Below are 20,802 nucleotides of genomic sequence, written 5' to 3'. Positions count from 1 at the left end.
TAGATAAGATGTCAAGAATAGGTAAAAGCCCAATTGTAATCCCTGCTGGTGTAACTGTTGAAGTTAAAGACGGTATTATTACAGTAAAAGGAAAAAAAGGTCAACTAGTTCAGGAGTTTTCGGACGTAACTGTAACTGTTGAAGGCGATCAAGTTCAAGTTGAAAGATCGTCTGATCATAAAGACCATAGAGCAAAACACGGATTATACAGATCATTAATCAGTAACATGATTGTGGGTGTAAATGAAGGTTTTACTAAAGAACTAGAATTAGTTGGAGTTGGTTATAGAGCTTCAAACCAAGGTCAAAAATTAGATTTAGCACTTGGATATTCTCACAATATTGTTTTAGAAATTGCTCCAGAAGTAGCTTTAGAAACAATATCTGAAAAAGGTAAGAACCCTATCGTAAAATTAACATCATTTGACAAACAACTTTTAGGTCAAGTTGCTGCGAAAATCAGAGGTTTCCGTAAGCCAGAGCCATATAAAGGTAAAGGTGTTAAATTTGTGGGTGAAGTATTAAGAAGAAAAGCAGGTAAATCAGCTTAAAAAATAAGATTATGTCATTAACAAAATCTGAAAGAAGACAGAGAATTAAATTCAGAATTAGAAAAACGATTAGTGGTTCTGCTGCTAAGCCGAGATTGTCTGTATTTAGAAGTAATAAAGAAATTTACGCTCAAATCATTGATGATGTAAATGGAGTTACTATATTAGCTGCATCTTCTAGAGAAAAAGAAATAGGAAAAGGTACTAACGTTGAAGTAGCTGCTGCTGTTGGAAAACTAGTTGCAGAGAAAGCGTTAAAAGCTGGGATTGAAACAATCACTTTTGATAGAGGTGGTTATTTGTATCACGGTCGTATTAAATCATTAGCAGAAGGCGCAAGAGCGGCTGGACTTAAATTCTAATATATTATGTCTAAATACAAAAATGTAGAATTGGTAAAACCAAGTGGTCTTGAACTTAAAGATCGTCTGGTAAGTGTTAATCGTGTTACTAAAGTTACAAAAGGTGGTAGAGCTTTCGGTTTTTCTGCTATTGTAGTTGTAGGTGATGAAAATGGAGTGGTTGGTCATGGATTAGGAAAATCTAAAGACGTTTCTGAAGCAATTGCGAAAGCAGTAGAAGATGCTAAGAAAAACTTGGTAAAAATTCCTTTGAATGGACAATCTGTTCCTCACGAACAAAAAGGTAAATTTGGTGGTGCACGTGTATTCTTAATTCCTGCTTCTCATGGTACAGGAGTTATTGCTGGTGGAGCTGTTCGTTCAGTTCTTGAATCAGTAGGTATTCACGATGTATTATCTAAATCTCAAGGATCATCAAATCCTCATAACGTAGTGAAAGCAACTTTTGATGCTTTATTACAAATGAGAAGCGCTCATACTGTTGCAAAACAAAGAGGTGTTTCTTTAGAAAAAGTTTTTAAAGGTTAATTCAAGGAAATTATGGCTAAATTATTAGTAAAACAAGTAAGAAGCAAAATCAACTGTCCTCTTTCTCAAAAGAGAGGTTTAGAAGCTTTAGGTCTACGTAAAATGGGACAAGTTGTAGAGCATGATTCAAACCCTGCTATCCTTGGTATGATAAACAAAGTTAAACACTTAGTTTCTGTTGAAGAAGCTAAATAACAAATACTGTTATGAATTTAAGTAACTTACAACCAGCTGAAGGATCAACGCACAATCAAAATAAAAGATTAGGTAGAGGAGAAGGTTCTGGAAAAGGTGGCACTGCTGCAAGAGGTCACAAAGGAGCAAAATCTCGTTCTGGTTATTCTAAAAAGATTGGTTTTGAAGGAGGGCAAATGCCACTTCAAAGACGTGTACCTAAGTTTGGTTTCACAAACATCAATCGTAAAGAATACGAAGGTGTTAATTTAGATACGCTTCAATTATTAGTAGACAAAGGTGTGATTACTGATTCTGTTTCTATGACAGAGTTTGTTGCAAACCGTCTAGCTACCAAAAATGAAATCGTTAAGATTTTAGGTAGAGGAGAATTGAAAGCAAAATTAAAAGTAACTGCTCACAAATTTACTGCTACTGCAAAAGCTGCTATTGAAGCTGCTGGAGGAGAGGCTGTAACAATATAATTTTTCTATTGTATGAAGAAATTTATTGAATCAATTAGCAATGTTTGGAAAATCGAAGAACTAAAGAATAGAATCCTAATTACTTTAGGATTGCTTTTAGTATATCGTTTTGGAGCACACGTTACGCTTCCTGGAATTGACGCAACTCAATTGATGGGGTTAGCAGGACAAACTAAAAATGGTTTAGGATCTATCCTAGACATGTTCACCGGAGGTGCGTTTTCTAAAGCTTCAGTTTTTGCTTTAGGAATTATGCCTTATATTTCTGCATCTATTGTTGTTCAGTTAATGGGAATTGCTATTCCTTATTTACAAAAACTTCAAAATGATGGAGAGAGTGGTAGAAAAAAGATTAATCAAATTACACGTTGGTTAACTATTGCTATTACATTGGTTCAAGGTCCAACTTATATCTATAATTTATACAGAACATTGCCTGGTAGTGCTTTTCTACTAGGCTTTAATTCGCCTGAATTTTTATTCTCGTCTGTAATCATTCTAGTTACTGGTACAATTTTTGCTATGTGGCTAGGTGAAAAAATTACTGATAAAGGTATTGGAAATGGAATTTCATTATTGATTATGGTTGGTATTTTAGCTCGTTTACCACAAGCTTTTATGCAAGAATTTAAGTCTGTAGTTACAAACAACACTGGAGGCTTGATGTTAATGGCCATTGAAATTATTGTATGGTTATTAGTAATCATTTCTTGTGTATTGCTTACAATGGCAGTACGTAGAATTCCTGTACAGTACGCTCGTCGTACTACGACAGGAGACTATGAGCAAGATTTGGCAGGTGGTAATAGACAATGGATTCCTCTAAAGCTTAATGCTTCTGGAGTTATGCCAATCATTTTTGCTCAGGCAATTATGTTTATACCTGCAGCTGTAGCTGGATTATCTAAATCAGATACATCACAATCTATTGTTGGAGCATTTAGTAATATGTTCGGTTTTTGGTATAATTTTGTATTTGCAACTTTAATTATTGTATTTACATTTTTCTATACTGCAATTACTGTTCCTACGAACAAAATGGCTGATGATTTAAAAAGAAGTGGTGGTTTTATCCCTGGCGTTCGTCCAGGAGCTGAAACTTCAGACTTCCTAGATAAAGTGATGTCTTTAATAACTTTCCCAGGATCTTTATTCCTTGCTTTGATTGCTGTGTTCCCAGCTATTGTTGTAAGTATTATGGATGTACAACAATCTTGGGCAATGTTTTTTGGAGGTACCTCATTAATAATTATGGTTGGGGTTGCAATAGACACTATTCAACAAATCAATTCATACTTGTTAAATAAACATTATGATGGTTTAATGAAGACTGGTAAAAATAGAAAAGCGGTAGCTTAATATATTTATGGCAAAACAATCAGCAATAGAACAAGACGGATCAATCATCGAAGCATTGTCAAATGCGATGTTCCGTGTGGAGTTAGAAAATGGACATATTGTAATTGCTCATATTTCTGGTAAGATGCGAATGCATTACATCAAATTATTACCTGGTGATAAAGTGAAACTAGAAATGAGTCCTTATGATTTGTCAAAAGCAAGAATTACTTATCGATATTAAAGGATAATTACTATGAAAGTTAGAGCATCAGTAAAAAAGAGAAGTGCCGAGTGCATTATCGTGCGTAGAAAAGGGAGACTGTACGTAATAAACAAAAAGAATCCTAGATTTAAACAAAGACAAGGATAATTATGGCAAGAATAGCAGGGGTAGATATCCCAAAAAACAAAAGAGGTGTTATCGCACTTACCTACATCTTTGGATTAGGAAAAAGTAGAGCTATTGAGATTTTAGAAAAAGCTCAAGTTAGCCAAGATAAAAAAGTTCAAGATTGGAATGATGACGAGATCGGAGCAATTCGTGATGCAGTTTCATTTTACAAAATTGAAGGAGAATTGCGTTCTGAAGTTTCTTTGAACATCAAACGTTTAATGGATATTGGTTGTTACAGAGGTATCCGTCATAGATCTGGTCTTCCTTTAAGAGGGCAAAGAACTAAAAACAACTCTAGAACAAGAAAAGGTAAAAGAAAAACTGTTGCGAACAAGAAAAAAGCAACTAAATAATAAGTAATATGGCTAAAGCAACTGCAAAAAAACGTAAAGTTATCGTTGAATCAACGGGTGAGGCTCATATTTCTGCCACTTTCAACAATATTATCATTTCTTTGACAAATAAGAAAGGTGAAGTTATTTCTTGGTCTTCAGCTGGTAAAATGGGTTTCAGAGGTTCTAAAAAGAATACTCCGTATGCAGCTCAAATGGCAGCAGAAGATTGTAGCAAAGTAGCTCTTGAGGCAGGACTTAAAAAAGTTAAAGTTTATGTAAAAGGACCAGGAAACGGACGTGAGTCTGCTATCCGTTCTATTCATAACGGTGGAATTGAAGTTACAGAGATTATCGATGTTACTCCAATGCCTCATAACGGATGTCGTCCTCCTAAAAGACGTAGAGTTTAATACTCAAAATTTATTATAGTATAACCTAGATAGAACATAGATTATCGAAGGATAAGACCTGAATTCATAATCTCTATCTTAAACAAATTAAAATGGCAAGATATACTGGTCCTAGCACAAGAATCGCTCGTAAATTTGGCGAAGCAATCTTCGGAGATGATAAATCTTTCGAAAAAAGAAATTACCCACCTGGACAACACGGGATGGCTAAAAAAAGAGGAAAAAAATCTGAGTACGCTGTTCAGTTAATGGAAAAGCAAAAAGCTAAATATTCTTATGGAATTTTAGAAAAACAATTCAGAAATTTATTCGAAAAAGCATCAGCAACTAAAGGTGTAACTGGTGAGGTTTTATTACAATTATGCGAAGCAAGATTAGATAATGTTGTTTTTAGAATGGGAATTGCTCCATCTAGAAGAGGTGCTCGTCAAATTGTATCTCACAGACACGTTACTGTTAATGGTGAAGTTGTGAATATTCCTTCTTACCACCTTAAACCTGGTGATAAAGTTGCAGTTCGTGAAAAATCTAAATCTTTAGAAGCTATCGAACGTTCTTTATCAAATTCAAGTCATGTTTATGAATGGATTACTTGGAACAATGATCTTAAAGAAGGAACTTTCGTTTCTGTACCTGCAAGACTTCAAATTCCAGAAAACATTAAAGAACAATTAATCGTAGAGTTGTACAACAAATAATAATTGACTTAGTCGAAATTTATGGCAATATTTAATTTTCAAAAGCCCGATAAAGTTATCATGATCGATTCAACCGATTTTGAAGGTAAATTTGAATTTAGACCTTTAGAACCTGGTTACGGATTGACAGTTGGTAATGCACTTAGAAGAGTTTTGCTTTCAGCATTAGAAGGTTATGCAATTACATCTGTTCGTATCGAAGGTGTAGATCATGAGTTTTCTACTATTTCAGGTGTTGTTGAAGATGTTACCGAAATTATCCTTAATCTAAAGCAAGTACGTTTCAAACGTCAGATCGAAGATATCGATAATGAAGCAGTTACAATTTCTGTTTCTGGTAAAGATCAATTGACAGCAGGTGATTTTCAAAAATTTATTTCAGGTTTCCAAGTTTTGAATCCAGACCTTGTTATCTGTAATTTAGATTCTAAAATCAAATTGAACTTCGATTTAACAATCGAAAAAGGTAGAGGATACGTTCCTGCTGAAGAGAACAAAAAACAGAATGCTGCAATTGGAACCATTTTTACAGATTCTATTTTTACTCCGGTAAAAAATGTAAAATATGCAATTGAAAACTTCCGTGTTGAGCAAAAGACAGATTATGAAAAATTAGTTTTTGAAATTAAAACTGATGGATCTATTAATCCAAAAGATGCTCTTACTGAGGCTGCCAAGGTTTTAATTCACCATTTCATGTTGTTTTCTGACGAAAGAATTACACTTGAGGCTGACGAAATTGCACAAACAGAATCGTATGATGAAGAGTCATTGCATATGAGACAATTGCTTAAAACTAAGCTTGTTGATATGGATTTATCTGTAAGAGCATTAAATTGCTTGAAAGCGGCTGAAGTTGATACACTTGGTGATTTAGTATCGTTCAATAAAAATGACCTAATGAAATTCCGTAATTTTGGTAAAAAATCTTTAACTGAACTTGATGAACTTGTTGCAGTTAAAAATTTAACTTTCGGAATGGATTTAGCTAAATACAAATTAGATAAAGAATAATTTACTTCATATTTTGCTCTCCATAGTGGATTGTAGCAAGATGAAGATAAAAAAAACACGTCATGAGACACGGAAAAAAATTCAACCACTTAAGCAGACAGACTGGACATAGAAAAGCTATGTTGGCTAATATGGCTTGTTCTCTTATCGAGCACAAACGTATTAACACTACTGTTGCTAAGGCTAAAGCGCTTAAACAATTTGTTGAGCCTTTAATCACAAAATCAAAAGAAGATACGACTCACAACCGTCGTATTGTTTTTGCTTACTTACGTAGCAAATATGCTGTAACTGACTTGTTCAGAGATGTAGCTGCTAAAGTTGGTGACCGTCCAGGAGGATACACTCGTATCATTAAAGTTGGAAATCGTTTGGGAGATAATGCTGATATGGCAATGATCGAACTTGTAGATTTCAATGAACTTTACAATGGAGGTAAAAAAGAAGTTAAAAAAGCAAAAAGCCGTCGTGGTGGTAAAGCTAAAAAAGCTGAAGGTACTCCTGAAGCTCCTGCTGCTGAATCAGAAACGACTACTGAAGCTTCTGAATAATTATGAAAGTAATGATTCTATAGAAATCAAGGATAAGCTAATTTTTAGTTTATCCTTTTTTTTTGATTTTTTTTAAAAGAATGTGAAATTTAACTTATTTAAAGTCTAAGGTTTTATTTTTCTGAATGAATTTTTTAAAAAATCTTGGAAGCACTCTTTTAAAGAAGTAAATTTGCAGAATATCTAATTACAATTGAAACAGCTTAGCGAGTTTCATATACGATCTAAAAACAATACAATTAAAGAATGAAATACACAACACGACAAAGCGCCATTTTATTACTAAGCGATGGAACCATTTTTCACGGTAAGTCTATCGGAATTAGCGGTAAGACTTTTGGTGAAGTTTGTTTTAATACTGGAATGACAGGATATCAGGAGATTTTTACAGATCCTTCTTATTTTGGACAAATAATGGTTGCAACAAATGCCCATATAGGAAATTATGGTGTTAATGATTTGGAGGTAGAATCTGATAGTATCAAAATTGCTGGTTTAGTTTGTAAAAACTTCAGTTTTAATTATTCTCGTGAATTAGCTTCGGGAAGTTTAGAAGATTACTTTACAAAGCAGAATTTAATCTGTATCTCTGATGTCGATACTCGTGCACTTGTAAGTTATATCCGTGATAATGGTGCTATGAATGCTGTTATTTGTACTGATGGAACTTCGATTGAAGATTTGAAAAAAGAGTTGGCAAATGTGCCAAATATGGAAGGTTTAGAGTTGGCGTCAAAAGTATCGACTGCTGAACCTTATTTTTTTGGTGATGAAAATGCCACATATAAAGTGTCTGCATTAGATCTTGGAATAAAAAAGAACATTTTAAGAAATCTTGCAAAAAGAGACTGCTACATTAAAGTTTATCCATATAATTCAACATATAAAGATATGTCTGAGTTTAATCCTGATGGATATTTCTTGTCAAACGGGCCTGGAGATCCAGATCCTTTATTTGGAGCAATTGAAGTTGCAAAAGAAATTTTGGCCGATGATAAACCATTATTTGGTATTTGTTTAGGTCACCAAGTTATTGCTCTGGCAAACGGAGTTCAGACTTATAAAATGTTTAATGGACACCGTGGAATTAATCATCCTGTAAAAAATTTGCTTACAGGCAAAGGGGAGATTACTTCTCAAAATCATGGTTTTGCTGTCAATAAAGAACAGTTAGATAATCACCCTGATTTAGAAATTACACACTTGCATTTAAATGATGGTACAGTAGCGGGTATGCGTATGAAAAACAAAAATTGTTTTTCTGTACAGTACCATCCAGAAGCTAGTCCTGGGCCTCATGATTCGTCTTATTTATTTGATCAATTCGTACAGAACATTAAAGAAGCTTCTGCTAAAACGATATAGTTAATAAATAAAGGTGTTTAATAGTGAGAATGCATTTTTTCTATTAAATATTTTTATAATTTCGAAAAAAAATATAATTTATTAATAAAAAAACAAAAATAATGAGTATTATAATTAAAGTTCACGCAAGACAAATTCTTGATTCTAGAGGAAACCCGACTATTGAAGTTGATGTAGTAACTGAAAATGGGGTTTTAGGTAGAGCTGCTGTTCCGTCTGGAGCATCAACTGGAGAGCACGAAGCTGTTGAATTACGTGATGGAGGTAAAGCTTATCTAGGTAAAGGAGTTTTGAATGCAGTGAATAATGTAAATACTGTTATTGCTGAAGAATTAGTTGGAACTTCTGTTTTTGAACAAAATACTATCGATCAATTAATGATTGATTTAGACGGTACTCCTAATAAATCGAAATTGGGAGCTAATGCTATTTTAGGAGTTTCTTTGGCTGCTGCTAAAGCTGCTGCAAACGAACTTGGGTTGCCTTTGTACAGATATGTAGGTGGAGTTTCTGCTAATACGCTACCTGTGCCGATGATGAATATCATCAATGGTGGTTCTCATTCTGATGCACCTATCGCATTCCAAGAATTTATGATTTTCCCTGTAAAAGCAACTTCTTTTACACATGCTATGCAAATGGGGACTGAAATTTTCCACAGCTTGAAAAAAGTATTACATGACAGAGGTTTAAGTACAGCTGTAGGTGATGAAGGAGGTTTTGCTCCAAATTTAGCTGGTGGTACTGAAGATGCTTTAGATACTATTAAACTAGCGGTTGAAAAAGCAGGATATACTTTTGGTGACGAAATTATGATTGCGCTTGACTGTGCGGCTTCTGAGTTTTATGTAAACGGTAAATACGATTATACTAAATTTGAAGGAGAAACTGGAAAAATCAGAACTTCAGAAGAGCAAGCTGATTATTTAGCTGAACTTGCTTCTAAATACCCAATTATTTCTATCGAAGATGGTATGTATGAAGATGACTGGAACGGTTGGAAATACTTGACTGAAAAAATTGGAAATAAAGTACAATTAGTTGGTGATGATTTATTTGTTACTAATGTTGAGCGTTTGTCAACTGGTATCGAAAAAGGAATTGCTAATTCAATTTTAGTAAAAGTAAACCAAATTGGAACTTTAACAGAAACTATTGCTGCTGTAAATATGGCTAAGAATGCTGGGTATACTTCAGTTATGTCTCACCGTTCTGGTGAAACAGAAGATAATACAATTGCTGACTTAGCAGTTGCTTTAAACTGTGGGCAAATCAAAACAGGTTCTGCTTCACGTTCTGATCGTATGGCTAAATACAATCAATTATTAAGAATTGAAGAAGAACTAGGAAGTACTGCTTATTTCCCAGGCTTAAAAGCTTTCAAAATTAAATAATTGTAAGAGTTATATATTGATTTCAAACCATTCGTTTTAACGAATGGTTTTTTTTTGGAGTTTTAACAAATTCATAGCAGGATTCTTTTTTTAATTAGTCTTAAATTCCTTAGATTTGATAAATTATTATTTTATAGAATTATTCCCGATTATATTATGTCAAAAATAGCTACATTAGAAGTAGATGGTAAAAAAATTGAACTTCCGGTTATCACAGGAAGCGAAAATGAATCAGCTATCGATATTAACAAATTACGTGACTTAACAGGTATTATTACAATTGATCCAGGTTATAAAAACTCAGGATCTTGTACAAGTGAAATCACTTTCTTAGACGGAGAATTAGGAATTTTGCGTTATAGAGGATACTCAATCGAAGATTTGGCTGATAAAGCTAGTTTTTTAGAAGTGTCATATCTTTTGATTTTTGGAGAATTGCCAACTGCTGCAGAATTGGAGCAATTTGAAAATGGTATTAAAAAACATTCTTTAGTAAACGAAGAAATGAAAAATATCATTGACGGTTTCCCAAAAACTGCACATCCAATGGGTGTATTGTCTGCTTTAACAAGTGCTTTAACTGCTTTTAACCCAAAAGCAGTGAATGTTGATAATGAAAAAGAAATGTATGAAGCAATTTGCAAAACAATGGCTAAGTTTTTAGTTATTGCAACTTGGACATACAGAAAATCAATGGGTTATCCTTTGAATTATTATGATAATACAAAAGGATACGTTGAGAGTTTTATGCAGTTAATGTTTAAATTGCCTACTGGACCTTATGCAGCAAATCCTGTAATTGTTAATGCATTAGATAAATTATTTATTCTTCATGCAGATCACGAACAAAACTGTTCTACTTCAACAGTAAGAATGGTTGGTTCTTCTCATGCAGGTTTATTTGCTTCGGTTTCTGCTGGAGTTTCTGCGCTTTGGGGACCTCTTCATGGAGGTGCTAATCAAGCTGTACTTGAAATGTTGGAAGATATCAACAATGATGGTGGAGATACTGATAAATTTTTGGCAAAAGCAAAAGATAAAAATGATCCTTTCCGTTTAATGGGATTTGGTCATAGAGTATATAAAAACTTCGATCCAAGAGCAAAAATCATCAAAAAAGCAGCTAAAGAAGTTTTAGAAACTTTAGGTGTAGAAGATCCGATTTTAGAAATCGCTAAGAAATTAGAAGCAGCAGCTCTTGAAGATGATTATTTCAAATCAAGAAATTTATATCCAAATGTAGATTTCTATTCTGGAATTATTTATAGAGCATTAGGAATTCCAACTGATATGTTTACGGTTATGTTTGCTATTGGAAGACTTCCGGGCTGGATCGCACAATGGAAAGAGATGCGTGAAAATAAAGAACCAATTGGAAGGCCAAGACAAATTTATACAGGTCATCCTTTGAGAGAATTTAAACGTAACAAATAAAAAACAGAAAGCTTCACTTACAATGTGAAGCTTTTTTTATCTTTGCTCAAAATATAATAAAGTCATGTTGCAATTAAATGTAAAGAACGAAACTTCAAGACTGCGGGCTGTAGTTTTAGGTTCAGCCGTTCATAATGGGCCAACTCCAACCTTAGAGGAAGCTTATGACCCTAAGTCATTGGAACATATTAAAGCAGGAACATATCCAATAGAAAAAGACATGGTTGCTGAGATAGAAGCTTTTAATTCTGTTTTTCAAAAATATGATGTAAAAGTTTATCGTCCTGAAATGATCGAAAATTATAATCAGATTTTTGCCAGAGATATAGGATTTGTAATTGATGATGTTTTTGTAAAATCGAATATACTGCCTGATCGCGAACGCGAATTAGATGCCATTCAATATGTAATTGATCAGATCGAACCGCAAAAAGTTGTTCGTCCCCCAGAAGAAGTTCATATTGAAGGCGGCGATGTTATGCTTTGGAATGATCATATTTTTATAGGTACTTATAAAGGAAGTGATTATAAAGATTATATTACCGCGAGAACAAATATGCAAGGTGTCAATTTTATTAAAGAGTTGTTTCCAAATAAAATTGTAAAAGAGTTTGATTTGGTTAAATCTAAATTAGAAGCCAGAGATAATGCGTTGCACTTAGACTGCTGTTTTCAGCCAGTTGGTGAAAATAAGGGAATTATTTATAAGAGAGGTTTTCGCGAAGAAGCTGATTATTTGTATTTAGTAAATCTTTTTGGAAAAGAAAACCTGTTTCATATCGAACGAAATGAAATGTATAATATGTTTTCGAACGTGTTTTCTATTGATAAAAATGTAGTAGTTTCTGAGAAAAATTTCACCCGATTAAACAACTGGCTTCGTGCCAATGGTTTTGTTGTTGAAGAAATTCCTTATGCCGAAATTGCAAAACAAGAAGGGCTGTTAAGATGTTCAACACTTCCCTTAATTAGAGATTAAAAATAGTTTCAAGTTTCAGGTTTCAGGTTTCAAGTTGTGAGACGTGAAACCTGAAACTTGAAACTTGAAACCTGAAACAAAAAAAATGAAACAGACAACAAACGCAATTGTAATGATTCGGCCAGTTGCTTTTAGAATGAATGAGCAGACTGCAGTCAATAATTATTACCAAAAAGTATTAGACGGATTATTGCCAAGTACTGTCAATGCAAAAGCACAGCAGGAATTTGATGCTTTTGTTGAAAAGCTAAGGGCAGTAGGTGTCGATGTTACTGTAATTGAAGATACTTTGGAAACAGATACTCCGGATAGCATTTTTCCGAATAACTGGGTTTCATTTCATGAAAATGGAGATGTGGCGCTTTATCCAATGTTTGCTGAAAATAGACGTCAGGAACGTCGTGAGGATATTTTAGACACTTTAGAAGAAAAGGGTTTCGAAATTTCTAATATAATGGATTATACTTCGGCAGAAGATGATGGTTATTTTTTGGAAGGAACAGGAAGTCTGCTTTTAGATCGTGCCAATGCAAAAGCATATTGTGCATTGTCGCCACGTGCTGATGAGGAATTGTTTATAGAATTTTGTGAAGATTTTGATTATGCACCTGTAATTTTTGAAGCTTTTCAGACTGTTGACGGTGAGCGAAAACTGATCTATCATACAAATGTGATGATGTGTCTTGGAGAAACATTTGCTGTTATTTGTGCAGATTGCATAGATGATAAAAAAGAGCGCAAAATGGTTCTTGACAATTTAAAAGATGATAAAAAAGAAATTATTTTGATTACTGAGGATCAGGTAAACAATTTTGCTGGGAATATGCTGGAAGTTAGAGGGACAAATGATAAAAAATATATTGTAATGAGCGCCTCAGCGCATCAGAGCCTTACTGCCAAACAAATTGCGCAATTAGAAAAGCATGCTGAAATTTTGAGTTCAAGTCTAGATACTATTGAAGCTTGTGGAGGCGGAAGTGCAAGATGTATGATGGCTGAAGTGTTTTTGCCAAGAAATTAGAAAATATAATTTTTAAAACATAAAAAAAAGTGTAATCTACATTAGATTGCCTTTTATGATATTTACAATAGAACTTACGATATATTGAATTCCGATAGAAATTACAATAAAACCAACTATTCTTGATATTGCTACAATTCCTGATGCACCTAATATTCGGGCGAGATAATGTGCGCTTTTTAGAATAGCGAAAATACTAACTCCAATTGCTAAAATTGCAAGGCATGAAATGATGATTTCATTCATTTCGTGATGTTCTTGGTAAAATGCAATTAACAAAGAAATTGAACCTGGACCTGCTAGCATTGGTATTGCAAGTGGAGTTAGTGCAATATCGTTTCTTTGCTGTGCATCGGTTTCGATTTTTTTATTGATCCCTCGTTTTTTATTGAATTTCCCAGAAAGCAATGAAAAGCCCGAATTCACAATGACAATTCCTCCAGCAATTCGAAGTGCATCAATACTAATCCCGAAAAAAGTCAAAACATATTGGCCTATAAAAAAAGACACCAATAAAATAATGAAAACATTTATGGCTGTCCAAAGCGAAATTCTTGAACGTTCTTTTTGAGAATCATGTTGTGTCAATCCGACAAAAATAGGAACCGTACCAATTGGGTTTAATACTGAAAAAAGTGCGGCAAATAAATAAATGAATAGATCCATAAAGTTTTGATTGGTCAAGTAAAAGTAGTCAAATTTTTATATTGACAGAATGTTTTGCATTATGTTATTGTTTTTTTAGAGTCAATATTCTAAATTGATAAAAGAAGTCAAGCTCATTCTTTTTGATTACTTTTGCACTTTAAATTAAAAAGATGAAAAACAAAAAAACTTTGCTTCTAGGTGCTACAACAAAAACAGATCGTTACGCATTTAGAGCTATAAATATGCTTACTCAAAAAGGGCACACCGTATTGGCGATTGGTCAAAATACAGGAGAAGTTGCTGGTGTAAAAATTCATACAAAAGCAATTCCCGTCAAAAATATTGATACAGTAACTTTGTATTTAAATCCGGCACGTCAGCGTGATTATTATAATTACATTATTGAAGCGCAACCTAAAAGAGTAATTTTTAATCCAGGAACCGAAAATCCTGAATTATATCAATTATTAGAGTTAAATAATATTCAAGTAGAAGTTGCTTGTACATTGGTCTTATTAGCAACAAATCAATATTAACTATACGAAAATTTTTATCAGCTTTCCAACTCAAGTGGAAGGCTTCGTTTTTTATTGGCCACTACAAAAGATCATGGTTCAGATTTCTTAAAAGATTGAATTTAATTGTTTCAAAGTCTTTGATACCGTTAAAAATGTTACTTTTGTCGTCATGGAATTTTCATCGAAATTAATAGAGAAAGCAGTTAATGAAATGTCGCAATTACCAGGTATTGGTAAGCGGACAGCTTTGCGATTAGTTCTGCATTTGCTTAAACAGCCAAAAGAGCAAACTGGGTTTCTGTCTCAAGCTTTGTTAAACATGCGCGAGGATATTAAGTTTTGTGAAAACTGTCATAATATTTCAGACACAAAAGTTTGTGAAATTTGTGCGAATACTTCAAGAAATCAGCAGATTATTTGTGTTGTTGAGGATATCCGTGATGTAATGGCAATTGAAAATACAGGGCAGTACAAAGGAATTTATCACGTTCTAGGAGGGAAAATTTCTCCTATCGAAGGTGTTGGTCCAAGTCAGTTAAATATTTCCAGTTTAGTTGAAAAAGTTAAGTCTGGAAAAGTCATAGAAATCATTTTTGCGCTTAGTTCAACTATGGAAGGAGACACGACCAATTTTTATATTTATAAACAAATTGCCGAATCTCAAATTGTAATTTCAACTATTGCAAGAGGAATTTCTGTAGGTGATGAACTTGAATATGCTGATGAAGTAACTCTTGGCAGAAGTATTTTGCATCGAGTTCCTTTTGAAAAAACATTCAAAAATAATTAAACAAACCCCAAATAAGATATAGATTTTCTGAAGATTAAAGGAAAAGCTATATTTGCGATAAAATTTCAATAATGACAAAAAATAGCTTTTATATTCTGTTGCTGGTTAGTATGCTTTTCACCTCTTGTATTCCTATAAAAGATCTGGTATACCTTCAGGATAAAAATACTTCTGAAGAGAAAGGTGCTGTTGCAGCAGTTGAAACTAAGCCGTACAGATTACAGGTGAATGATGTTCTAAGTATTAGTATAAAAGCAATAGATCCTAAATTAGTTTCGATTTTCAGCAAATCAGAAAATGCTACTTCTGCAACCGGAAAGTCAGAAGCGGCTTTGTATTTTGACGGTTTTACAGTTGACGATCATGGAAATATTAGAATTCCGATTTTAGGAGAAGTAAATGTTATTGGTTATACTTTAGAAGAAGTTCGAGTGATGATTGAGAAAAAATTGCTTGAAGAGTATTTTAAAACCGAGGCCAATATTTTTGTTACTGTGAAATTGGCAGGTTTTAGATATACCATAAACGGAGAAGTTGGAAGTACTGGAACAAAAACACTTTTTCAAGAACATGTTAATATAATGGAAGCTGTCGCAAATGCGGGGGATATAAATACAGTTGGAAATAGAAAAGCGGTAACCATAATTCGTCAGACACCTACCGGAGTTCAAATGAATGAGATTGATCTTACTGATGTCAATGTGATGAAATCACCTTATTATTATTTACAACCCAATGATTATATTTATGTAAAGCCATTGCGTCAAAAAACTTGGGGTACTGGTCAGACAGGAATACAGTCAATAGGTACAATTATTACCTTATTGTCACTTGCCACAACAGTATATTTGATTATCAAAAATTAAAGTTAGATCCAAAAGATGTTAGATATAAAAGATTTTTCGATTTTTGAAAATCAATCAAGTTTTGATTTTAAAGGTTTGTTGCTGAAGATCCTAAGCTATTGGAAATGGTTCTTAGTAAGTTTAATCATTGCATTTACTATTGCATATCAAGTAAATATTCGAAAAGAAAAAATTTACGGAATGCAAACCTTAATTTCAATTAAGGAAGAAAGTAATCCGTTTTTTACTTCAAATACGAGCTTAGTTTTTAACTGGGGCGGAATTTCTGATCAAGTAAACGGAATAACAACCATATTGCAGTCGAGATCACATAATGAATTAGTGGTTAGTAAATTACAATATTATATTGACTATCTTACAATGGGTGAATATAATTTGATTGACTCTTATGGTGCTGTGCCTTTTTATGTTGATATTGATAAATCGAGAGGACAACTTGCAAACACGCTAATTAAAATTAAGTTTATCAGTGAAAATGTATATGAAGTACGTATACCATTTGAGAATAATTCAGTTTCACTTATTAATTACGCTGAAAATAAATATTCGAATACTGCGGTTCAGCCTATAGAATTTGTAAAAAGATATAAAGTTGGTGAACAAGTTTCATTACCTTTTTTAAATTGGAAACTGCAAATTAATGATAATCCGGGGTTGTATACAGGGAATGAGTATTTTGTCAGATTTAATGATTTTGACGGAACAGTCTCTCGCTATAAAGGTGTGAATGTTGGTTCTGATGATAAAGGAGGTTCTATATTGACCCTTGGAATGCAGGGTACAAATAAAGCGCGACTTGTTGAATATCTCAATTCAACAGTAAAAATGCTGATTAAAATTCAGCTGGATGGTAAAAATCAATTTGCTAACAATACGATTAAATTTATTGACAGCACACTTGTTGCTATGGAGTCTCAATTGAAGCAAACCGGAAACGAATTAAAATCTTTTAGAAAAGATAAAAATATCTATGAAATAGAAGGCGGAGGTGCCAAGTTTTCTGATAAAATATCAAATTTTGATATTGAAAAAGATCAAGTTACAAGAAAAATCACTTACTATAATTCGCTTAAGGCATATTTAAATAACAGTGTTGATTATTCGAGATTGCCCGCTCCTTCGGTTGCTGGGATTGATGATCCTAATATTGTTGCAAATATCTCTAAACTTATTGCGCTTTCAACTCAAAGATCTGAAATGGCTTACGCAGTAAAAAGCGATAAGATTTTTAAAGATTTTGATAACCAAATGCAGGCTATAAAAAGTGTTTTACTGGAAAATATTGTTTCTGCAAAATCAGCACTGTTATATGATTTGTCTTTGGTAAATGCAAAAATTGGAGAAGCTGAAAATACAGTAAAAAGACTTCCTGAAGAACAGCAGGAGTTATTGAAAATTCAAAGAAAATACGATTTAAATGATAATATATATACGACATTTTTACAAAAACGAAATGAGGCCGAAATTGTAAAAGCATCTAATTTATCAGATATTCATTTTATTGATCCGGCAAAAGATATTGGGGGTGGATTAATTGGCCCAAAAACTTCAGTAAATTATATCTTGGCTTTGTTTTTGGGTGTGCTTATTCCATTGTTAATTGTTCTTGCTATTTTCTTTATTAATAATTCAATTCAAAATACTGAGGATGTAGCTAAATTAAGTCAGATACCAATAATTGGTGTCATTGGAGTCAATAAAGAAGGAGTTAATCTTGCTGTTTTTGACAAACCAAAATCGGCACTTTCTGAATCTTTTAGAGCAATTCGATCGTCATTACAGTTTTTATACAAAAAACAACAAGTAAGCGGTTCGAAAACTTTGATGATTACATCGTCAATAAGTGGAGAAGGAAAAACTTTTTGTTCTATAAATATTGCTACAGTTTTTGCTTTAAGTGAAAAGAAAACAGTTATTGTTGGCTTGGATTTAAGAAAACCTAGATTAGCTGATGAGTTTAATTTAACAAATCAAACTGGTGTTGTTAACTATTTAATTAAGCAAAATAGTTTAGAAGAAATTACAAACTCAACAAAAATTCCAAATCTGGATGTTATACTTTCTGGACCAATTCCGCCAAATCCATCAGAATTGATTTTGAGTGATTCCATGCGTGAATTGATTGATGAGTTAAAGCAGAAATATGATTATATCATTTTAGATACGCCTCCTGTTGGTTTAGTTTCTGATGCTTTGGAACTGTCTCAATATTCAGATGTGACATTATATATTGTTCGACAGAACTATACTAAAAAAGAAATGATTACGTTGTTGAACACAAGAGTTAAGAGAGGAGAGTTGAGTAACGCAAGCATTGTTTTGAATGGCTATGAAAATAAGGCAAAATATGGTTCTGCTTACGGATATGGTTATGGATATGGAGATTATTCGAATGGATATCTTGACGAGGAGAAAAAACCAAATTCAATGAAGACTTTCTTTAATAAATTGAAAAAGAAATAAACTTGGTTCAAATGGAAAAATCAATTCAAAATACTATTTTAATTACAGGAGGAGCAGGATTTATTGGCTCAAATTTGTGCGAATATTTTTTAGGACTTGGCAATAAAGTAGTTTGTTTGGATAATTTTTCAACAGGTCATCGCCATAATTTGGAAAGTTTTATCGAAAATCCAAATTTTAGATTAATTGAAGGTGATATTCGAAATATTAGTGATTGTGTTTTAGCGGTTAAAGGTGTGGATTATGTTTTGCATCAAGCGGCTTTAGGTTCTGTTCCACGATCAATTAATGATCCGATTACAACAAATGATGTAAACGTATCAGGATTTTTAAATATGCTGGTTGCTTCTAGAGATGAAAAAGTGAAGCGTTTTGTTTATGCGGCTAGTTCTTCAACATATGGAGATTCCGTTGGACTTCCAAAAGTTGAAGAGGTAATAGGTAAACCATTATCTCCATATGCTATAACAAAATATGTGAACGAATTATATGCAGATATTTTTAGCAGAACATATGGTTTGGAAACTATTGGTTTGCGTTATTTCAACGTTTTTGGAAGACGACAAGATCCGCAAGGTGCTTATGCTGCCGTGATTCCCAAGTTTGTTATGCAATTAATGAAACATGAAAGTCCAGTTATAAATGGTGACGGGAATTATTCAAGAGATTTTACATATATAGAAAATGTAATTCAGATGAATGAATTGGCAATGAAATGCCAAAATCCTGAAGCTGTAAATACAGTTTACAATACCGCATTTGGCGAGCGAAATACGCTAAATGATTTGACAGGATATTTGAAAAAATATCTTTCAGACTTTGATCCAAAAATCGCAGACATTCAAATTATCTATGCTGATAATAGAGCGGGAGATATTCCGCATTCATTAGCTAGTATTGATAAGGCAAAAAAAATATTAGGTTATAACCCTAGATATTCTTTGCAGGAAGGTTTGAAAGAAGCTGTAAATTGGTATTGGAATAATTTGAGAGAATAGTAGACTTAGATAATAGTATATAAATGAAAATAACAAAAATTTGTTGCATAGGTGCAGGTTATGTTGGAGGTCCAACAATGGCAGTTATTGCTCAAAAATGCCCCGATATTCAAGTCACTGTTGTTGATTTGAATGAACAAAGAATTAAGGACTGGAATGATCCAAATACAGAAAATATTCCAATCTATGAACCTGGCTTGTCTGAAATTGTAGCTGAAGCAAGAGGTAGAAATTTGTTTTTTTCTACAGATGTTGAAAAAGCGATAGACGATGCTCAAGTAATTTTTATATCAGTTAACACGCCAACTAAGACCTATGGTAAAGGAAAAGGTATGGCAGCTGATTTGAAATATATTGAATTATGTGCCAGACAAATTGCAAAAGTTGCGAAACAAAACAAAATAGTTGTAGAAAAATCGACTCTGCCGGTACGAACAGCAGAAGCTATAAAAAGCATTTTAGATAATACTGGAAATGGAGTACAATTTCAAATTTTATCTAATCCAGAATTTTTGGCTGAAGGAACTGCAGTAACAGATTTACTAAATCCTGATAGAATCTTAATTGGTGGAGACACCACACGAGAAGGTGAAGACGCAATAAATGCTCTTGTAGAAGTTTATGCAAACTGGGTTGATAAAGACAAGATTTTAACAACAAACGTTTGGTCATCGGAGTTATCAAAACTTACGGCAAATGCATTTTTAGCACAGCGTATATCTTCTATAAATGCAATGTCTGAATTATGCGAAAAAACTGGTGCCGATGTGAGTGAAGTTGCAAAAGCAATCGGAATGGACAGCAGAATCGGATCGAAGTTTTTAAAGGCTTCAGTAGGTTTTGGAGGATCTTGTTTTCAAAAGGATATTTTGAATTTAGTTTATATAGCTAAATCATATGGCTTGAATGAAGTTGCAGACTATTGGGAGCAGGTAATTATTATGAATGATCATCAAAAAAGAAGATTTTCTAATAAAATCGTTCAGACTTTATACAATACAGTTGCTGACAAAAAGATAACGTTTTTAGGGTGGGCTTTCAAAAAAGATACAAATGATACGCGCGAATCTGCAGCTATTTATGTTGCTGATGATTTAATAAACGAGCAGGCTAAAATTTCAGTATATGATCCAAAAGTTTCAAGAAATAAAATGCTAAATGATTTGGATTATTTACAAACTAGATCAAGTGAGGAAAACAGCAATGGACTTGCTATTTTTGATGATCCTTATAAAGCTTGTGAAGGTGCGCATGCAATTTCAATTCTTACCGAATGGGACGAATTTGTTACTTATGACTGGCAAAAAATATATGATTCGATGCATAAACCTGCATTCCTATTTGACGGACGAAACATATTGAATGCAAAAGAACTTGAATCAATTGGATTTATTTATAGAGGAATAGGTTCTTAATTATAATTGATATTGAAGTGAAATTTAATATTAAGTTAATAAGGGAGATGGTGTTGGATATTTTATTT

At 33.2% G+C, this 20,802-nt stretch carries 25 protein-coding genes; 24 read left to right on the top strand and 1 reads right to left on the bottom strand.

The features are described from left to right. The first annotated feature begins 8 nt into the window (after positions 1 to 8). The 18 genes from rplF (at position 9) to ctlX (ending at position 13,036) form a co-directional block, all read left to right on the top strand. Complete coding sequence (gene rplF, locus EV145_RS12440) at positions 9 to 551, top strand: 50S ribosomal protein L6 (protein WP_133525529.1); 543 nt, start codon at positions 9 to 11, stop codon at positions 549 to 551. A gap of 11 nt (positions 552 to 562) precedes the next feature. Beyond that, positions 563 to 913, top strand: a complete 351-nt coding sequence (gene rplR / locus EV145_RS12435) for a 50S ribosomal protein L18 (protein WP_133525528.1) — start codon at positions 563 to 565, stop codon at positions 911 to 913. 3 nt (positions 914 to 916) lie between these two features. Beyond that, positions 917 to 1,441, top strand: coding sequence for a 30S ribosomal protein S5 (rpsE, locus tag EV145_RS12430; RefSeq protein ID WP_085950926.1), 525 nt, complete (start codon positions 917 to 919; stop codon positions 1,439 to 1,441). A gap of 12 nt (positions 1,442 to 1,453) precedes the next feature. Further along, positions 1,454 to 1,636, top strand: a complete 183-nt coding sequence (gene rpmD / locus EV145_RS12425; protein ID WP_017495010.1) for a 50S ribosomal protein L30 — start codon at positions 1,454 to 1,456, stop codon at positions 1,634 to 1,636. An 11-nt stretch (positions 1,637 to 1,647) separates the two neighbouring features. Continuing rightward, complete coding sequence (gene rplO / locus EV145_RS12420) at positions 1,648 to 2,100, top strand: 50S ribosomal protein L15 (protein ID WP_133525527.1); 453 nt, start codon at positions 1,648 to 1,650, stop codon at positions 2,098 to 2,100. A 12-nt stretch (positions 2,101 to 2,112) separates the two neighbouring features. After that, positions 2,113 to 3,459 (top strand): preprotein translocase subunit SecY, encoded by a 1,347-nt coding sequence (gene secY / locus EV145_RS12415; protein WP_029272054.1) that lies wholly within the window; start codon positions 2,113 to 2,115, stop codon positions 3,457 to 3,459. Between the two features lie 7 nt (positions 3,460 to 3,466). Next, positions 3,467 to 3,682, top strand: coding sequence for a translation initiation factor IF-1 (infA, locus tag EV145_RS12410; protein ID WP_007136545.1), 216 nt, complete (start codon positions 3,467 to 3,469; stop codon positions 3,680 to 3,682). Positions 3,683 to 3,694: 12 nt separating this feature from the next. Further along, on the top strand, positions 3,695 to 3,811 hold the full coding sequence (gene ykgO, locus EV145_RS12405; protein ID WP_002987490.1) for a type B 50S ribosomal protein L36: 117 nt from the start codon (positions 3,695 to 3,697) through the stop codon (positions 3,809 to 3,811). 2 nt (positions 3,812 to 3,813) lie between these two features. Continuing rightward, positions 3,814 to 4,188 carry a 30S ribosomal protein S13 gene (gene rpsM, locus EV145_RS12400; protein WP_012022478.1) on the top strand — a complete coding sequence of 125 codons (375 nt, stop codon included), beginning with the start codon at positions 3,814 to 3,816 and terminating at the stop codon, positions 4,186 to 4,188. An 8-nt stretch (positions 4,189 to 4,196) separates the two neighbouring features. Then, positions 4,197 to 4,580, top strand: coding sequence for a 30S ribosomal protein S11 (gene rpsK, locus EV145_RS12395; protein WP_007803677.1), 384 nt, complete (start codon positions 4,197 to 4,199; stop codon positions 4,578 to 4,580). 92 nt (positions 4,581 to 4,672) lie between these two features. Beyond that, the gene (rpsD, locus tag EV145_RS12390; RefSeq protein ID WP_035619621.1) at positions 4,673 to 5,278 is read left to right on the top strand and encodes a 30S ribosomal protein S4; all 606 of its coding nucleotides are present in this window, start codon (positions 4,673 to 4,675) and stop codon (positions 5,276 to 5,278) included. A 21-nt stretch (positions 5,279 to 5,299) separates the two neighbouring features. Beyond that, complete coding sequence (locus tag EV145_RS12385; RefSeq protein ID WP_026109818.1) at positions 5,300 to 6,292, top strand: DNA-directed RNA polymerase subunit alpha; 993 nt, start codon at positions 5,300 to 5,302, stop codon at positions 6,290 to 6,292. A gap of 62 nt (positions 6,293 to 6,354) precedes the next feature. After that, the gene (gene rplQ, locus EV145_RS12380; RefSeq protein ID WP_017495007.1) at positions 6,355 to 6,843 is read left to right on the top strand and encodes a 50S ribosomal protein L17; all 489 of its coding nucleotides are present in this window, start codon (positions 6,355 to 6,357) and stop codon (positions 6,841 to 6,843) included. 246 nt (positions 6,844 to 7,089) lie between these two features. Further along, complete coding sequence (gene carA / locus EV145_RS12375) at positions 7,090 to 8,208, top strand: glutamine-hydrolyzing carbamoyl-phosphate synthase small subunit (protein WP_133525526.1); 1,119 nt, start codon at positions 7,090 to 7,092, stop codon at positions 8,206 to 8,208. Between the two features lie 101 nt (positions 8,209 to 8,309). Further along, on the top strand, positions 8,310 to 9,602 hold the full coding sequence (eno, locus tag EV145_RS12370; RefSeq protein ID WP_133525525.1) for a phosphopyruvate hydratase: 1,293 nt from the start codon (positions 8,310 to 8,312) through the stop codon (positions 9,600 to 9,602). Between the two features lie 156 nt (positions 9,603 to 9,758). Continuing rightward, positions 9,759 to 11,036: a citrate synthase gene (locus tag EV145_RS12365; RefSeq protein ID WP_133525524.1), complete on the top strand. Its 1,278-nt coding sequence runs from the start codon at positions 9,759 to 9,761 to the stop codon at positions 11,034 to 11,036. Positions 11,037 to 11,100: 64 nt separating this feature from the next. After that, positions 11,101 to 12,015, top strand: coding sequence for a dimethylarginine dimethylaminohydrolase family protein (locus EV145_RS12360; RefSeq protein WP_133525523.1), 915 nt, complete (start codon positions 11,101 to 11,103; stop codon positions 12,013 to 12,015). Between the two features lie 85 nt (positions 12,016 to 12,100). Next, positions 12,101 to 13,036, top strand: coding sequence for a citrulline utilization hydrolase CtlX (gene ctlX / locus EV145_RS12355; protein WP_133525522.1), 936 nt, complete (start codon positions 12,101 to 12,103; stop codon positions 13,034 to 13,036). Between the two features lie 36 nt (positions 13,037 to 13,072). Here ctlX and EV145_RS12350 read toward each other — a convergent pair whose 3' ends face one another. After that, entirely contained in the window at positions 13,073 to 13,702 is a 630-nt protein-coding gene (locus EV145_RS12350; RefSeq protein WP_133525521.1) for a MarC family NAAT transporter, read from the bottom strand. A gap of 152 nt (positions 13,703 to 13,854) precedes the next feature. On the opposite strand from EV145_RS12350, the gene EV145_RS12345 reads away from it, so the two are divergent. The 6 genes from EV145_RS12345 (at position 13,855) to EV145_RS12320 (ending at position 20,734) form a co-directional block, all read left to right on the top strand. After that, on the top strand, positions 13,855 to 14,220 hold the full coding sequence (locus EV145_RS12345) for a CoA-binding protein (RefSeq protein ID WP_133525520.1): 366 nt from the start codon (positions 13,855 to 13,857) through the stop codon (positions 14,218 to 14,220). 151 nt (positions 14,221 to 14,371) lie between these two features. After that, complete coding sequence (gene recR, locus EV145_RS12340) at positions 14,372 to 14,992, top strand: recombination mediator RecR (protein WP_133525519.1); 621 nt, start codon at positions 14,372 to 14,374, stop codon at positions 14,990 to 14,992. A gap of 71 nt (positions 14,993 to 15,063) precedes the next feature. After that, positions 15,064 to 15,858 (top strand): polysaccharide biosynthesis/export family protein, encoded by a 795-nt coding sequence (locus tag EV145_RS12335; protein ID WP_133525518.1) that lies wholly within the window; start codon positions 15,064 to 15,066, stop codon positions 15,856 to 15,858. 15 nt (positions 15,859 to 15,873) lie between these two features. Beyond that, positions 15,874 to 18,321 carry a polysaccharide biosynthesis tyrosine autokinase gene (locus tag EV145_RS12330; RefSeq protein WP_133525517.1) on the top strand — a complete coding sequence of 816 codons (2,448 nt, stop codon included), beginning with the start codon at positions 15,874 to 15,876 and terminating at the stop codon, positions 18,319 to 18,321. Positions 18,322 to 18,332: 11 nt separating this feature from the next. Further along, positions 18,333 to 19,319, top strand: coding sequence for an SDR family oxidoreductase (locus EV145_RS12325; protein ID WP_133525516.1), 987 nt, complete (start codon positions 18,333 to 18,335; stop codon positions 19,317 to 19,319). Positions 19,320 to 19,342: 23 nt separating this feature from the next. Further along, positions 19,343 to 20,734 (top strand): UDP-glucose 6-dehydrogenase, encoded by a 1,392-nt coding sequence (locus EV145_RS12320; protein ID WP_133525515.1) that lies wholly within the window; start codon positions 19,343 to 19,345, stop codon positions 20,732 to 20,734. Positions 20,735 to 20,802 lie beyond the last annotated feature (68 nt).

Source organism: Flavobacterium sp. 245, assembly GCF_004362055.1.
Lineage (GTDB): Bacteria > Bacteroidota > Bacteroidia > Flavobacteriales > Flavobacteriaceae > Flavobacterium.
This window is presented reverse-complemented; position numbering and strand designations above follow the sequence as displayed.

Coding starts and splice junctions, on each gene's coding strand:
- rplF (WP_133525529.1), top strand. CDS start 9: ATGTCAAGAATAGGTAAAAGCCCAATTGTAATCCCTGCTGGTGTAACT.
- EV145_RS12350 (WP_133525521.1), bottom strand. CDS start 13,702: ATGGATCTATTCATTTATTTATTTGCCGCACTTTTTTCAGTATTAAAC.
- rpmD (WP_017495010.1), top strand. CDS start 1,454: ATGGCTAAATTATTAGTAAAACAAGTAAGAAGCAAAATCAACTGTCCT.
- EV145_RS12330 (WP_133525517.1), top strand. CDS start 15,874: ATGTTAGATATAAAAGATTTTTCGATTTTTGAAAATCAATCAAGTTTT.
- EV145_RS12335 (WP_133525518.1), top strand. CDS start 15,064: ATGACAAAAAATAGCTTTTATATTCTGTTGCTGGTTAGTATGCTTTTC.
- ctlX (WP_133525522.1), top strand. CDS start 12,101: ATGAAACAGACAACAAACGCAATTGTAATGATTCGGCCAGTTGCTTTT.
- rpsD (WP_035619621.1), top strand. CDS start 4,673: ATGGCAAGATATACTGGTCCTAGCACAAGAATCGCTCGTAAATTTGGC.
- EV145_RS12365 (WP_133525524.1), top strand. CDS start 9,759: ATGTCAAAAATAGCTACATTAGAAGTAGATGGTAAAAAAATTGAACTT.
- EV145_RS12320 (WP_133525515.1), top strand. CDS start 19,343: ATGAAAATAACAAAAATTTGTTGCATAGGTGCAGGTTATGTTGGAGGT.
- infA (WP_007136545.1), top strand. CDS start 3,467: ATGGCAAAACAATCAGCAATAGAACAAGACGGATCAATCATCGAAGCA.
- EV145_RS12325 (WP_133525516.1), top strand. CDS start 18,333: ATGGAAAAATCAATTCAAAATACTATTTTAATTACAGGAGGAGCAGGA.
- rpsK (WP_007803677.1), top strand. CDS start 4,197: ATGGCTAAAGCAACTGCAAAAAAACGTAAAGTTATCGTTGAATCAACG.
- EV145_RS12385 (WP_026109818.1), top strand. CDS start 5,300: ATGGCAATATTTAATTTTCAAAAGCCCGATAAAGTTATCATGATCGAT.
- eno (WP_133525525.1), top strand. CDS start 8,310: ATGAGTATTATAATTAAAGTTCACGCAAGACAAATTCTTGATTCTAGA.
- rpsM (WP_012022478.1), top strand. CDS start 3,814: ATGGCAAGAATAGCAGGGGTAGATATCCCAAAAAACAAAAGAGGTGTT.
- secY (WP_029272054.1), top strand. CDS start 2,113: ATGAAGAAATTTATTGAATCAATTAGCAATGTTTGGAAAATCGAAGAA.
- carA (WP_133525526.1), top strand. CDS start 7,090: ATGAAATACACAACACGACAAAGCGCCATTTTATTACTAAGCGATGGA.
- rplQ (WP_017495007.1), top strand. CDS start 6,355: ATGAGACACGGAAAAAAATTCAACCACTTAAGCAGACAGACTGGACAT.
- rplO (WP_133525527.1), top strand. CDS start 1,648: ATGAATTTAAGTAACTTACAACCAGCTGAAGGATCAACGCACAATCAA.
- rplR (WP_133525528.1), top strand. CDS start 563: ATGTCATTAACAAAATCTGAAAGAAGACAGAGAATTAAATTCAGAATT.
- EV145_RS12360 (WP_133525523.1), top strand. CDS start 11,101: ATGTTGCAATTAAATGTAAAGAACGAAACTTCAAGACTGCGGGCTGTA.
- recR (WP_133525519.1), top strand. CDS start 14,372: ATGGAATTTTCATCGAAATTAATAGAGAAAGCAGTTAATGAAATGTCG.
- ykgO (WP_002987490.1), top strand. CDS start 3,695: ATGAAAGTTAGAGCATCAGTAAAAAAGAGAAGTGCCGAGTGCATTATC.
- EV145_RS12345 (WP_133525520.1), top strand. CDS start 13,855: ATGAAAAACAAAAAAACTTTGCTTCTAGGTGCTACAACAAAAACAGAT.